The organism is Bradyrhizobium agreste (assembly GCF_016031625.1).
In the GTDB taxonomy this organism is placed as follows: Bacteria; Pseudomonadota; Alphaproteobacteria; order Rhizobiales; family Xanthobacteraceae; genus Bradyrhizobium; species Bradyrhizobium agreste.
Window position 1 is genome coordinate 46788 of sequence record NZ_JACCHP010000021.1, and the last position, 12750, is coordinate 59537.

The following is a 12750-nucleotide window of genomic DNA, read 5'->3' on the forward strand; positions in this document are numbered from 1 at the left end:
ATGGATACGCTTCTCAACGTGGCACATGGATTCGGCGTCGCGCTGTTGCCGATCAACCTGCTCTACTGCTTCATCGGCGTCTTCATCGGCACGCTGGTCGGCGTGCTGCCCGGCATCGGCCCGATCTCGGCGATGTCGCTGCTGTTGCCGGTGACGCTGTCGGGCACGCCGGAATCCGGCATCATCATGATGGCCGGCATCTATTACGGCTCGATGTATGGCGGTTCGACCACCTCGATTCTGGTCAACATCCCCGGCGAGGCCGCCTCGGTCGTCACCTGCATCGACGGCCACCAGATGGCGAAGCAGGGCCGCGCGGGCCCCGCGCTCGGCATCGCCGCGTTCGGCTCCTTCGCTGCCGGCACCTTTGCGCTGGTGGCCTTGATGCTGGTGGCGCCGAAGCTCGCCAGCCTCGCCATTGCCTTCGGCCCGGCCGAGTATTTCAGCCTGATGGTACTCGGCCTCGTCGTGCTCACCTTCCTGACCCAGGGCTCGATGCCGAAGGCATTGCTGATGGCGTGCATCGGTGTCGTGCTTGGGCTGATCGGGCTCGACAGCATCACCGCGCAGCCGCGGCTGACCTTCGGCCGCATGGAGTTGATCGACGGCATCGGCCTCGTGCCCGTGGTGATGGGCCTGTTCGGCGTCGCCGAGGTGCTGCTCAACACCGAGCAGGCGATCAAGCGCGACGTCATCAACACCAGGATCACCCATCTCCTGCCCAGCAAAGAGGACTGGAAGGTGAGCGCAGGTCCGGTCGGCCGCGGCACCATCCTCGGCTTTTTCCTCGGCATCCTGCCGGGCGGCGGCGCGGTGGTCGCGTCATTCGCGTCCTACGCGCTGGAGAAGCGGCTGTCGAAGAGCCCTGAAAGGTTCGGCCACGGTGCGATCGAGGGCGTCGCCGGCCCGGAATCGGCGAACAACGCCGCGGCCGGCGGCGCCTTCATCCCGCTGATGACGCTCGGCATTCCGCCGAACGTGGTGATGGCGCTGCTGCTCGGGGCCTTCGTCATTCACGGCCTGCAGCCGGGCCCGCTTTTGATCACGCAGAACCCCGGCCTGTTCTGGGGCATCGTCGCCAGCATGTATATCGGCAACCTCATGCTGCTGATCCTGAACCTGCCGATGATCGGGATGTGGGTGCAGCTGCTCAAGCTGCCCTACAACATCCTGTTCCCTTTGATCATCCTGTTCACGATCCTCGGCGTCTACTGCTCGAGCAACAACGTGTTCGACGTCCATGTGATGATCGCGTTCGGGATCATCGGCTATTTCATGCGCAAGCTCGGCTACGAGCCGGCACCGCTGGTGCTGGCCTTCGTGCTGGGGCCGATGATGGAGAACAATTTGCGCAAGTCGCTGATCCTGTCGCAGGGCGATCTCTGGACCTTCGTGCAGCGGCCGATCTCGGGAGCGTGTCTCGCGCTTGCCCTGGTGCTGTTGATCGCACCGCTGCTGCCGTCGCTGCGCAAGAAGCGCGAGCTGGTGGCACTGGACGAGGGGGCGTGAGGACTTCTTCGTCTCGTAGGGTGGGCAAAGCGAAGCGTGCCCACGATCTGTATCCATGAAAGAGGAATGGTGGGCACGGCGCAAGTGCGCCTTTGCCCACCCTACGCCATCTCAGCTCACAGCAGGCAGCGCACTGTCCGACGGCACGCCCCACGGACGCTCGGCCGAAGCCAGCCCGATCAGGCGTCCCTGGATGTAGTCGCAGCCCCAATCGCGCAGCATGTTCGCGGCTTCCTCATCCTGCACCCATTCCGCGACGGTCTTGATGTCGAGGCGGCGGGCGAGGTCGATCAGGGTCTGCACGAAGGCGCGGTCGTCGGCGGAATGGGTGATGTTCTGCACGAAGGCGCCGTCGATCTTGACGATGTCCACGCCGAGCTTGCGCAGATTGCGGAACGAGGTGTAGCCGGCGCCGAAATCGTCGATGGCGATGCGGCTGCCGAAATGCTTGAGGCGGCTGACGAAGGCGCGGACGTCGTCGATGTCCTGGATCGCGACCGTCTCGGTGATCTCGACGATCAGCCGCTCGGCAACGCCGGGATGAGCCAGCATCAGCGATTCGATCCCCGCCCACCAGTCGGGATCCATGGTCGTATCCGGCGAGATGTTGAGGCTGAGGCAGACGTCGGGCGCCGCCGCGAGCTCGGCGACCACGAGCTCGAGCACGCGGTGATCGACCAGGCGGATCAGGCCGAGCCGTTCGGCGACCGGCACGATGTCGGGCGCGAGCAGCACCTGGCCATCGCCCTGGTCCATCCGCACCAGGCATTCATGGAATGCGCGCTCGCGCGAGACCGCGGAGACGACGGGTTCATAGGCGAGCCTGATGCGGCGCTCGTTGAGCGCGGTGACGATCTCGTCGGTGACGCGAATGTTGACGCGGCGCTGTGCGTCGCGCGCGGCATCCGGACGCCAGGCCGCGAACGAGCCGGAGCGGCGGCGCTTGGCGGCATCCAACGTCTCGTGGGCGCGATTGACGGCCTCATCGGTGTTGCGGGCATAGCGCGGCAGGCTGACGGCGCCGATCGACGCCGTGACCGAGACCGGGCCGGATTTGGTCGGCACCACCTCGTCGCGGATGCCGGCGAGGAAGCGCTCGGCGGCCACGTTCATGTCGTCGACGGTGCAGTTCTTCAGGATCAGGCCGAACTTGTTGCCAGAGAAGCGCCCGAGCACGTCGCCGCCGCGCAGGCGCGCGCGAATGCGCTTGGCGATGTCGAGGATCACGGCGTCGGCAACGTCGAAGCCGAAGGCATCGTTGACGCGGGCGAGATGATCGATGCCGACCAGCATGAAGGCGGCGGTCGAGCGGAAGCGGGTCGTCTCCTCGATCGCCTCGGCCAGCGCCGCGATCAGATGCGAGCGGTTGAGCTCCCCGGTCAGCGGATCGAGCCGGGCCAGCCTGCTCAATTCCTCGTCGCGGGCGTGGCGCTCATTGTTGATGCGGACGGAGCCGATCGCTCGCGTGGGACGGCCGTCGGGACCTGCGAACCAGCGGCCGGTCTCCTCGATCCAGATCACGGGATCGGAGGCGCTCATGCGCACGCCGTACTCGACCCGGTAGGGGGTGCCGTCGGCGCCGTGCACCGGGGACGTCAGCGCCAGCGCCGCCGTCCGCAGCGTTTGCGCGGGCTCGATCAGCTTGGCGAATTCGGCGCCGGTCGCGAGCCGCTCGGCGGGAATGCCGGGGAACACGGCGCTGACCTGCTCACCCCAGACGATGGCATCGCTGGCGATGTCCCAGGCGAACACGGCCTGGCCGAGCGCGGCCAGGATGTCGGAGGCTTGCGGCAATCCAGGGGTCAAAGTCGCCTCGTTTCGGGACAGTGGAAAAGTCCTGAGCCGGCACAGGATAGAGCCAGATTCGTCCCCGACCCTAGGCAAAGTTGATAAACAATTTGGAAACCACGTTTCCCCGGTGCGGGGAACCAAGCCGGCCCGGCCGGCATAGGCCTTGCGAGTACAGGACTCGCACCGGCGCCCGCGTCCCGAAACGCGACAGTCTCGCCGGATCAACGGTGATTGCGATGTCGAGTACGGATCGATCGGACGGGGCGGACAACGGCACAGGCACGGCCCTGGTGCCGCTGATGCCGACGTTGCAGTGGGTTCACAAGGCACCTCTGCCGCGCCCGGATCCGAGCTTCGTCACACAATTGATCGCCAATGCCGAGCAGCTGCCGCAAACGACCCGGCTCCGCCGCGCCTCCTCCGAAGATGCGCTGATGGCCTATGGCAGCAAGTGCCCGCTGCAAAGCGTCAGCGCGCGGACACGGCAGGTGGCTTGAGGTCGGTCAGCGCGGCGGCGTGTCGGAAGACGGTGTGCCGTTCCCCGGCTGCAGCTGCGGCGAGGGAATTTCCGACGAGGGCGCGGTCTGCGCCGGCTTTGGCGACGGATGGTCCATCAGCACGGATTCGGCGACGGATTGCGCGGTAGGCGCGGGCGGCGCCGGCTGCGGCGCGATCACCGGCTCGAACTTGCGCTCGGACTCCACGTCGTCGGCCGGCGCTTCGGCCCTGCGCTTGGCCTTGCGCGGCGCCGGCACCGTCGTTTCGGCGACATAGGTGACGCGGCGGCGCGTGCGCTGGGCAATGCAGCGGGAAACCGACCATCGGCTTGATGCCTTCTCGATCAAGATATCCGGACAGAACAATGCAGCGGCGAAGCATCCGCTCCGCCGCCGTCACCGTCTATCTCATGGGTTGGCCGAACCGGGCGGGTCCGATCTCCCGCCCGCGAAAGATCCTGGCTTCAGGACTCTTTCTTCTTCAGGACCTGGCGGCCCTTGTACATGCCGGTCTTGAGGTCGAGATGGTGCGGACGACGGAGCTCGCCGGAGTCCTTGTCTTCCACATAGGTCGGCTTCTTGATGGCGTCCGCCGAGCGGCGCATGCCACGGCGCGACGGCGAGGTTTTTCTTCTCGGAACGGCCATTTCATTATCCTCTAGGGATTGGTGTCATCAGGGCATCGTCCGCGAAGGGACGGCTCAGCACCCGCAATACGAGGCGAGCTGAATGCCGATCAAGGCCGCGCTTATAGAGGAAGGCTGGCCGTAAAGCTAGGCTCTTGGGCCGGAAAATACGCCCGGAACGGGCTAAAATCAGCGATTTTCCCGCCAACAGGTCGCAAGCGAGCTTGCCTGCCCCCGTGCCATATAGGTGGCTGCCAGCCGCCGGACGCCCGGTCCCGGGGTCCGGGCGCTGCGTTTGACCGGATTCGGCAGGATCGAGGCCAGAAGCGCCGCCTCGCGGGGCGAGAGGCTTTCGGCCGATTTACCGAAGGCATAGGCGCTGGCCGCCTCGACCCCGAACTGCCCCTGCGGGCCGAGCTCGGCGATGTTGAGGTAGATTTCGAGAATCCGCTGCTTGGGCAGGACGAAGTCGATCCAAAGCGCCAGCGGGAATTCGAGCGCCTTGCGGACGAAGTCCCGCCCCTGCCACAGGAACAGGTTCTTCGCGACCTGCTGGGTGATGGTGGAGGCGCCCCGGAAGGCGGTGCCGTCCTCCCTGGCGTCATCGATCGCCTCGCGCAGCGCGCCCCAATCGATGCCGTGATGTTTGCAGAAATGGGCATCCTCGGCCGCCACCACCGCGCGCGCCAGAGCGGGCGACATGTCGGCGAGATCGATCCATTCCCGCTGCATCGGCGCGCCGCGCAAGCTGCGCCAGGCCATCAGCGTCGAAACAGGGTGGCCGGTGCGGTAGAACGGCGCGATCACATAGGGCGCGAGGACCACGACCGCGAGCACCACCAGCAGGATCTTGACGATGCGCAAATCGACCTTTCCGGTGCAAACTGACGAGCGGCCACGGGCTGGAGTATTAAGTCTGTGATAATTCGGGCCTTTTCCAGCACTTTTTAGGCCTTCCCAACGATTGACTGGCGCGGGCGCATAAAGGATTGTCCGGCCGAATTTTAGTTCTGGAGCCCCTCTTGATGACCGGCACGCCCCCGTCCGATTTCGCCAAACGTCTGGACAAGACCGCTGATGACACCGAAGCCCTGCTCGGGCGCCTGCTATCGGACGACATCCTGCACGACGAAATCGCACGGCCCAAGCGACTGATGGACGCAATGCGCTATTCGAGCCTGAACGGCGGCAAGCGCTTGCGGCCGTTCCTGGTGGTCGAGAGCGCCGCCGTGTTCGGCGTGCCGCGCGAGTCGGCCCTGCTGGTGGGCGCCGCGCTCGAATGCATCCATTGCTATTCGCTGATCCATGACGACCTGCCGGCGATGGACAATTCGGACCTGCGCCGCGGCCGCCCCACCCTGCACAAGCAGACCGATGACGCCACCGCGATCCTCGCCGGCGACGGCCTCTTGACGCTCGCCTTCGACATCATCACCCGCGACGAGGTCCATCGCGACGCCAATGTGCGGCTGCTGTTGACGCGCGCGCTGGCGCGCTGCGCCGGCATCGGCGGCATGGTCGGCGGCCAGATCCTCGATCTCGCCGGCGAAGGCCGCTTTGGCGGCAACGAGCCGATCGATGTCGCCCGTATCCAGCAAATGAAGACCGGCGCGCTGTTGCGCTACGGCTGCATCGCCGGCGCAATCCTCGGCCAGGCCTCGAAGGCGGAATATCAGGCGCTCGACGATTACGGCCGCGCGCTCGGTGAAGCCTTCCAGATCGCCGACGATCTGCTCGACGTCGAGGGCGATGCGGCCGCGCTCGGCAAGCCGGCCGGCGCCGATGCCGCGCTCGGCAAGACCACCTTCGTCACCCAGCTCGGGATCGAAGGCGCCAAGCAGCGCGTTCGCGACCTGCTCGCGCGCGCCGACAGCGCCGTCTCGATCTTCGGCGACCGCGCCGCCGTGCTGCAGGCCGCCGCGCGTTTCGTGGCCGAGCGGAAGAACTGAGTTTAGGTGGTCAGGGGAGCGGTGCCCCTTCAGTTGCAGACCTCGACGTTGGCATCGACGTGGGGGCCGCCGCCCCCGCGATAGACGAGGTGGCAACCGGGCTTGACCGGCCGGCACAGCAGAGCGTTGCAGAAAATCTGACCGCTGCCGCTCGAGGCACGGCCCGCGCCAGCCGCCGCAGCTGCACCGTAGCCGCCCGCTGCAGCACCGGCCCGCTGCCGTGCAGGGCGGTCCTCGCCGTCGTCGCGCCGCGAGGTCGCGGGCTTTGACGCGGGCTTGCCGGCGCGCTTCTTCTCGCATTCATTGTCGGCGTTCAGCACATAGCCGTCGCCGCAAACGATCCTGGTGCACTTGTCGCCTTCGGCCTTGAAACCATGCTCGCAGACCAGCGGGCAGACCCGCGACGGCCTGGCCTTGACCGCATCGAGTGCATCGGTGCTCGCCACCTTCACGTCGAGCTTGGTGCCGGCATAGCGGTTGAACTGCGACAGCGACCGCTGCGAGGACGTATTCCAATTGCCGTCGGCCTGGCCGGAGAAGCAGCCGACGCGGCCGAGCTCACTCTGCACCGCGCGGTTGAGATCGGCCGGCGCGGTCGCTGGCGTGAGCGCGGCGACGTTGGTGCCGGCGGCGCTCGTGGCCGGCGCAGCGCTCGGCGCCGTAGCGGCGAGATTGACGCGCTGCTGCTCGGCGGCGGCCGCCTGCTGCTGTGCCTGCTCCTTGGCCTTCTGCGCAGCAAGCTGCGCCTGCTCGGCGGCCTTCGCATCGGCCGCGGCCCTGGCCTGCGCATCCTTCTGCGCGCCGAGCGCAGCAAGGCGGTCGCGCTCGGCCTCGGCCTGCTTCGCCTTCTCGATCGCCGCCGCATGCGCCTGCTCGGCGCCGATCTTCTCGAGCTGGAGCTTGGCGAGGCTCGCATAGAACCCGTCCGGATGCTGGGCGAGGAAGGCTTCCCACGCCGGCCGGTTGCCGACCTGGAGCGCGAGCTCGTAGTCGCGGCGGATATCGGCCTGGGGATTGGCCACCGGCGCTGCCGGCGCCAATTTGACCGGTACCAGCGGCACGTCCTCGCCACCGAGCGAGCCGTAGACGAACGGCTCCTGCTTGTTGCCGGTCGACTTCAGCACGTCGTCGCGCACGAAGCCGAAGGCGCGGCGGACGTCGAGGCCCGGCGTCGTCAGATGCTTCGACAGCGCGATGGTGAACGGGCTGTTGGCACCGTCGCCGTCCTGCGCGGTGAAGCCGGCCTTGGCCGAATAGGCGATCAGCGTATTGGGGCTGGTCGGCTCGACCTGGGCGAGGCCGCGGCCGATGCCGCGCGAGGCGATCGTGCGCTTCATCCGCTTGCTGAACGGATTGTCGCGGCAGGCATCGAGGATCACCAGACGCAGCTGCTTGGCGGGCTCGACCGCGACCAGGACACGGTCGAGCGAGAGCGCCTCGTCATAGACGTCGGTGTCGCGCTCCAGCCTGGCATCCACCGGGATCAGGTAGTTCGAGCCCTCGACCTCGATACCGTGGCCGGCGTAATAGACCACGGCGATATCGGCATCTCGGGTCGCGTCGGCGAAGTCGCGCAGCACGCGCCTTGTGTCCAGCGCCGACAGATCGTGCCGGGACTCGACGACGTCGAAGCCGGCCTCCTTCAGCGTCTTGGCCATGACCGACCCGTCATTGACGGGATTGGCGAGCGAGGGCGCGTGCTGATAGGCCGAATTGGCCAGCACCAGCGCCACGCGTTTTCCGGCCAAAGCCGGCCCGGCGCCGAACATCAGGCCGAGTGCGACGAGAAGCGGACAAAGTCTGAGCAAGCTGCGCATGACACGACTTCCGATAGTTCCGGGCCGTGCGGCCCTTTGGGACCGCTTTAGCAACATCCACGACCGGCTCTTGTGATGGAGGTCACGAAGAGGACCCCGACGACAGGCCGGACGCCCTCCTTTGTTTGTCGCGCCAGCGCTGTCGCGGTTCGCCAACAAACGGCGGTGCGGACCGGGTTCCGTCAGACAACCCCGATGTGCTCCCGATATTGCGGCAGATCGTCCGCAATCTCGTGCCAGGGCGCCTTCGAGCCCACGAAAATCTGGGCGCTCGGCCGGATCGAGGGGGCATCGACCAGGGTTCCCATAGCGACATGGACCCACTGTCCCTCCCGCACCAGGGAATAGAGCAGCGAGCCACAGCGGCCACAATGCGCGTCATGGGTGGTGTCGTCGCCGAAAATCAGCCGGAGGTCGCCACCCCTGACAATGCGGAGCCTGTCCTGCCGGATGCCGGCGAACGGCTTGAAGGCGGCACCGGTGGTGCGCCGGCAGTTCGAGCAGTGGCAGTTCATCGCATAGGCGAATGCATCGGCCACCTCGAAGCGCACGGCGCGGCAATAGCATTCGCCGACAAGAATGCGAGCGTTCGAATTTTCTGATTCTGTCATCGTGACGCCTTCGCGCAAATCGCTGACACATCCATAGCGCATTTTGACGTGTATGACTAAGTTGGCCCGAAGCCATCATGCAAAGGAGCGATCCATGAGTCAGGACCGGTCGAGCGTCGAAGCCGTCGTGCAATCCTATTTTGACGGACTTTACGAGGGCGACGCCGACAAGCTCGGCGCCATCTTCCATCCCTCCGCCGATCTGCGCTGGGTCGAGAAGGGCGAGCTCCAGGTTCTGACCGTGCCGGACTGGCTCGACCGCGTGCGCAAGCGCGCCTCGGCCAAGGCCGAAGGCAAGCCGCGCGAGGACTTCATTGTCACCATCGACCGTTCGGACGACAAGACCGCCTTCATCAAGGTGCGCTGCCAGCTGCCGCCGCGCTATTTCACCGACTATCTGGTGGCGATGAAGCTCGCCGACGGCTGGCAGATCGTGTCGAAGTCGTACCGATATGATTTGAGGGAGTGAGGGCAAAAACTTCCGCTGCCCGAAATCGGACGCACTCGCTATCCATTTTCCGTCATTGCGAACGCAGCTCTCGCCGCTTCATTGCGACGCGGATGCAGCGTCGGCTACACCTCCCACCCCACTCGCCTGGAAATCCCCATGCTTCTCGATCGCCGTTCCCTGCTCGTCTCGCTCTGCTGGATGGCCGCCTCTCCGGCACTTGCGGAAGAGGCGCCGCCCGAACTCGAAGCCTATGAACGCGAGAGCGGCGGGCGGATCGGGCTCTATGCGGAAAATCTCGCGACTGGCGCAAAGCTCGCCTGGCGCGCCGACGAGCGGTTCGTGATGTGCTCGACGTTCAAGGCTTCGCTCGCAGCCAACGTGCTGGCGCGGGTCGATCGCGGCGAGGAGCAACTCGCGGCCATGATCCCCTATGGCCAGGCGGATCTGCTGGAATACGCGCCGGTGGCGAGGGAAAATCTCGCGGCCGGCAAGATGTCGGTCGGCGAGATGTGCAAGGCCATCGTCGAGCTCAGCGACAACACCTGCGCCAATCTGCTGCTGGCGCGGATCGGCGGCCCCGCCGCGCTAACCGCATTCTGGCGGTCGCTCGGCGATACCACCTCGCGGCTCGACCACAACGAGCCCGAGCTCAACCGCTCGCAGCCGGGCGATCCCCGGGACACCACGACGCCGGCGGCGATGGCGGGAAATTTGCGGCGGCTGGTGACTGGCGACGCATTGTCGCCGGCCTCGCGCGCGCAGCTCACCGAATGGATGGTGAATTGCAAGACCGGCGCAAACCGCCTGCGTGGCGGCCTCCCCGCGGCCTGGAAGATCGGCGACAAGACCGGCAACAACGGCAAGGACGCCTCGGGCGACATCGCGGTGGCCTGGCCGAAGCCCGATACGCCGATCCTGATCGCGGCCTATACCCAGGGCGGCACGCCGAGTGCGGCGCAGATCGCATCCGCGTTCGCGCGGATCGGCCGGATGGTGGCCGAGCGGCTGGCGTGAGTCGCGCATTGACGTAGCCGTCGCTTCCGGGTCAAGACAGACCATCATGGAAGCGAAGTTTCAGACCTTTCTCATCCTGCTGGCCGTGCTGGCAGGCGTGGCACTGGCCGCACGACGCTTCAGCGTCGCCCCGGCCATCCTGCTGATGCTGGCCGGCGTCGGCCTCGCTTTCGTGCCGGGCATGCCGACGGTGGAGCTGCCGCCGGAGCTGGTGCTGCTCGTGGTGCTGCCGCCGCTGATCTACTCGGCGAGCGTCGCGATGAGCTGGCGCGAATTCAAGAAAAACCTGCGCCCGATCGTGCTGCTCGCGGTCGGCGCCGTGATCTTCACCACGGCGATGGTGGCGGCCGCCACCCACTACATGATCGGCCTGCCCTGGACCATCGGCTTCCTGCTCGGCGCCATCGTCGCGCCGCCCGACGTGGTGGCGCCGCTCGCGATCGCCCGCCGGCTGAACATGCCGCGCCGTATCCTGGTCGTGCTCGAGGGCGAGGGTCTCGCCAACGACGCCACCGCGCTGATCCTCTACCGCTTCGCGCTCGCCGCGATCATGGTCGGGCACTTCTCATTGCCGCTCGCGGCCGGTGAATTCCTCCTCATCGTCGCCGGCGAGATCGCCTTCGGCATCGGCGTCGGCTGGCTCTCCTTGCGCTTCCGCAAATGGTCCGGAGATCCGCAGGTCGAGCTGACGCTGTCGCTGATCACGCCCTATGTCTCGTACTGGCTGCCCGAGCACGTCGGCGGCTCCGGCGTGATCGCAACGGTGGCCTGCGGGCTCTATGTCAGCTGGAACGGTCCATTGCTGATCTCCTCGGCGACGCGCCTGCAAGGCATCTTCTTCTGGGATCTCGTGATCTACCTGATCGAGGGCATGCTGTTCCTGCTCACCGGCTTCCAGATGCGCGCGCTGTACGAGAAATCGAAGACTTTTCCGCTCGACGACATTCTCATCGCGACCGCCGTGGTCCTGATGATCGTCGTGATCGCGCGTTTTGCCTGGCTCTATCCCGCGACTTATCTGCCGCGAATGCTCTCCAGGTCGCTGCGCGAGCGCGATCCGTCGCCGCCATGGCAATGGCCGTTCGTGCTCGCCTTCACCGGCGTACGCGGCGCAGTGTCGCTGGCCGCCGCGCTGGCGCTGCCGTTCGCGCTGCCGGATGGCGAGGCGTTTCCGTATCGCGACCTGATCCTGTTCGTCGCCTTCGGTGTCATCTTCGTGACGCTGATCGGCGTCGGTCTGACGCTGCCGCCGGTCGTGCGCTGGCTCGGCGTCGCCGAAGCCGGCCGTCACGAGCATGCCGCCGAGCACGAGGCGGAGATCGCCGCGCGGCGTCAGGCGCTGGAGGCCGCGCTGAAATCGCTCGACGCGCTCACCGCGGAGAAAGAGGTTTCCGACGAGGTGATGCGGCTGCTGCGCGCCCGCCACGAGATCCGCCTCAACCAGCTCCCCGCCTCGCTCGATCCCGACCGTCACGACATCTCCGCCGCCGGCACCGCTCTGACCCGCGACCTGATCGCCGCCGAGCGCAAATTCATCCACAACCTCCTGCGCGACGGCCAGATTACCGACGAGACGCGGCGGCGGATCGAGCGCGATCTGGATCTGGAGGAGGCGAGCCTGGCGAACCGGGAATATAGCGGCGGGCCGCTGTAGCCTTTGGTCATTGCGAGCGTGGAAGCACCTGAGCCAACTACCGTCTCTCGCAAAATTCCCTCAGTGCCCCCGCAACGGCGCCCGCGACGGCCTCCTGCCGCTCGGGCGAGTTCATCTCCATTTCCTCGTCGCGATTGATGATCGAGCCGGCCTCGAGCAGCACGGCGGCGCTCCGCGTGCGCGACAACACGACGAGCCCGTCGTAGCGATAGACGCCGACATCCTTGTCCAGCAGCTGGCGCCGGTGGCGGCCCATCACCGGCAGAGTGTACTGGCTGGCATAGCGCAGGCCCTGCTCCTTCAACTGCCGGCCGATCATGCGGGCCAGCATCAAGCTGGTGACGAAGTGCGGATTCTGCTGCGACACGAACAGCGAGTGGCCCGAAAAACGATCGCTGAAATAGCTCTTTGCGCCGTCGAATTCCCAGGTCTCGAGCAGCTTGTCCGGCACCGAATCATGATGGATCGACAGGAAGAGATCGGCACGGCTTTCATTCGCGACGCTGACGCGCTTGAACAGGCTCGGTCGCGCTTTGCCGTCCGTGACGAGCAGACGGGTTGCGGCAAAGCCCTCAGACTTGAGCTTCGCCGCGATCAGGCTTGCGAGCCGGAAGTTGAAGCCGAACTCCGGATCGTTGCGTGCGCTCAACGCACCGTAGGAGTCCGCGGTGTGGCCGACATCCACGACGATGCGGAGTTTTCGCGGCTCGCATTTCTCCGGCAGGGAGAGCCTTGGTTTCGGCTTTGCAGCCTTCCGCGGCCCGGCCGCTTGGCTTTGGTCAGCGGACGAAAATAGAGACGGGATCAGCAAAACAGCAATGGCGGCGATGG

Annotated in this window: 12 protein-coding genes and 1 pseudogene; 6 read left to right on the top strand and 7 right to left on the bottom strand. The window is 66.3% G+C overall.

From position 1 onward, the window contains the following. Positions 1–1509 (top strand): tripartite tricarboxylate transporter permease, encoded by a 1509-nt coding sequence (locus tag HZZ13_RS27455; RefSeq protein WP_197962627.1) that lies wholly within the window; start codon positions 1–3, stop codon positions 1507–1509. A 111-nt stretch (positions 1510–1620) separates the two neighbouring features. Here HZZ13_RS27455 and HZZ13_RS27460 read toward each other — a convergent pair whose 3' ends face one another. Continuing rightward, entirely contained in the window at positions 1621–3315 is a 1695-nt protein-coding gene (locus HZZ13_RS27460; protein WP_197962628.1) for a bifunctional diguanylate cyclase/phosphodiesterase, read from the bottom strand. A gap of 221 nt (positions 3316–3536) precedes the next feature. Here HZZ13_RS27460 and HZZ13_RS27465 point away from each other — a divergent pair, with 221 nt between their 5' ends. Continuing rightward, positions 3537–3797, top strand: coding sequence for a hypothetical protein (locus tag HZZ13_RS27465; RefSeq protein ID WP_197962630.1), 261 nt, complete (start codon positions 3537–3539; stop codon positions 3795–3797). Positions 3798–3803: 6 nt separating this feature from the next. On the opposite strand, the pseudogene HZZ13_RS27470 reads toward HZZ13_RS27465, so the two are convergent. The 3 genes and pseudogenes from HZZ13_RS27470 to mtgA form a co-directional block, all read right to left on the bottom strand. Beyond that, positions 3804–4103: pseudogene (locus HZZ13_RS27470) on the bottom strand (hypothetical protein); the annotation flags it as partial. 158 nt (positions 4104–4261) lie between these two features. Next, positions 4262–4444: a 50S ribosomal protein L32 gene (gene rpmF, locus HZZ13_RS27475; protein WP_007598106.1), complete on the bottom strand. Its 183-nt coding sequence runs from the start codon at positions 4442–4444 to the stop codon at positions 4262–4264. Positions 4445–4612: 168 nt separating this feature from the next. Beyond that, positions 4613–5287: a monofunctional biosynthetic peptidoglycan transglycosylase gene (gene mtgA, locus HZZ13_RS27480; RefSeq protein WP_197962632.1), complete on the bottom strand. Its 675-nt coding sequence runs from the start codon at positions 5285–5287 to the stop codon at positions 4613–4615. 161 nt (positions 5288–5448) lie between these two features. Between mtgA and HZZ13_RS27485 the strand changes: the two genes are divergently transcribed. Next, complete coding sequence (locus HZZ13_RS27485; RefSeq protein ID WP_197962634.1) at positions 5449–6372, top strand: polyprenyl synthetase family protein; 924 nt, start codon at positions 5449–5451, stop codon at positions 6370–6372. A gap of 29 nt (positions 6373–6401) precedes the next feature. On the opposite strand, the gene HZZ13_RS27490 is transcribed toward HZZ13_RS27485, so the two are convergent. Both HZZ13_RS27490 and HZZ13_RS27495 read right to left on the bottom strand, forming a co-directional pair. Next, positions 6402–8189, bottom strand: a complete 1788-nt coding sequence (locus HZZ13_RS27490; RefSeq protein WP_197962635.1) for a caspase family protein — start codon at positions 8187–8189, stop codon at positions 6402–6404. Positions 8190–8371: 182 nt separating this feature from the next. Then, positions 8372–8800 carry a GFA family protein gene (locus HZZ13_RS27495; protein ID WP_197962780.1) on the bottom strand — a complete coding sequence of 143 codons (429 nt, stop codon included), beginning with the start codon at positions 8798–8800 and terminating at the stop codon, positions 8372–8374. 94 nt (positions 8801–8894) lie between these two features. Between HZZ13_RS27495 and HZZ13_RS27500 the strand changes: the two genes are divergently transcribed. The 3 genes from HZZ13_RS27500 (at position 8895) to HZZ13_RS27510 (ending at position 11919) form a co-directional block, all read left to right on the top strand. Then, entirely contained in the window at positions 8895–9269 is a 375-nt protein-coding gene (locus HZZ13_RS27500; RefSeq protein ID WP_025033299.1) for a nuclear transport factor 2 family protein, read from the top strand. A gap of 138 nt (positions 9270–9407) precedes the next feature. After that, positions 9408–10265 (top strand): class A beta-lactamase, encoded by an 858-nt coding sequence (bla, locus tag HZZ13_RS27505; RefSeq protein WP_197962637.1) that lies wholly within the window; start codon positions 9408–9410, stop codon positions 10263–10265. A 46-nt stretch (positions 10266–10311) separates the two neighbouring features. Then, positions 10312–11919: a Na+/H+ antiporter gene (locus HZZ13_RS27510; RefSeq protein WP_197962639.1), complete on the top strand. Its 1608-nt coding sequence runs from the start codon at positions 10312–10314 to the stop codon at positions 11917–11919. Between the two features lie 37 nt (positions 11920–11956). Here HZZ13_RS27510 and HZZ13_RS27515 read toward each other — a convergent pair whose 3' ends face one another. Next, positions 11957–12748, bottom strand: coding sequence for an N-acetylmuramoyl-L-alanine amidase (locus HZZ13_RS27515; RefSeq protein WP_311972758.1), 792 nt, complete (start codon positions 12746–12748; stop codon positions 11957–11959). Positions 12749–12750: the final 2 nt, after the last annotated feature.

Excerpts from the sequence above, each read along its gene's own strand:
- HZZ13_RS27455 (WP_197962627.1), top strand. The coding sequence starts at position 1 with ATGGATACGCTTCTCAACGTGGCACATGGATTCGGCGTCGCGCTGTTG.
- HZZ13_RS27465 (WP_197962630.1), top strand. The coding sequence starts at position 3,537 with ATGTCGAGTACGGATCGATCGGACGGGGCGGACAACGGCACAGGCACG.
- rpmF (WP_007598106.1), bottom strand. The coding sequence starts at position 4,444 with ATGGCCGTTCCGAGAAGAAAAACCTCGCCGTCGCGCCGTGGCATGCGC.
- HZZ13_RS27485 (WP_197962634.1), top strand. The coding sequence starts at position 5,449 with ATGACCGGCACGCCCCCGTCCGATTTCGCCAAACGTCTGGACAAGACC.
- HZZ13_RS27490 (WP_197962635.1), bottom strand. The coding sequence starts at position 8,189 with ATGCGCAGCTTGCTCAGACTTTGTCCGCTTCTCGTCGCACTCGGCCTG.
- HZZ13_RS27495 (WP_197962780.1), bottom strand. The coding sequence starts at position 8,800 with ATGACAGAATCAGAAAATTCGAACGCTCGCATTCTTGTCGGCGAATGC.
- HZZ13_RS27500 (WP_025033299.1), top strand. The coding sequence starts at position 8,895 with ATGAGTCAGGACCGGTCGAGCGTCGAAGCCGTCGTGCAATCCTATTTT.
- bla (WP_197962637.1), top strand. The coding sequence starts at position 9,408 with ATGCTTCTCGATCGCCGTTCCCTGCTCGTCTCGCTCTGCTGGATGGCC.
- HZZ13_RS27510 (WP_197962639.1), top strand. The coding sequence starts at position 10,312 with ATGGAAGCGAAGTTTCAGACCTTTCTCATCCTGCTGGCCGTGCTGGCA.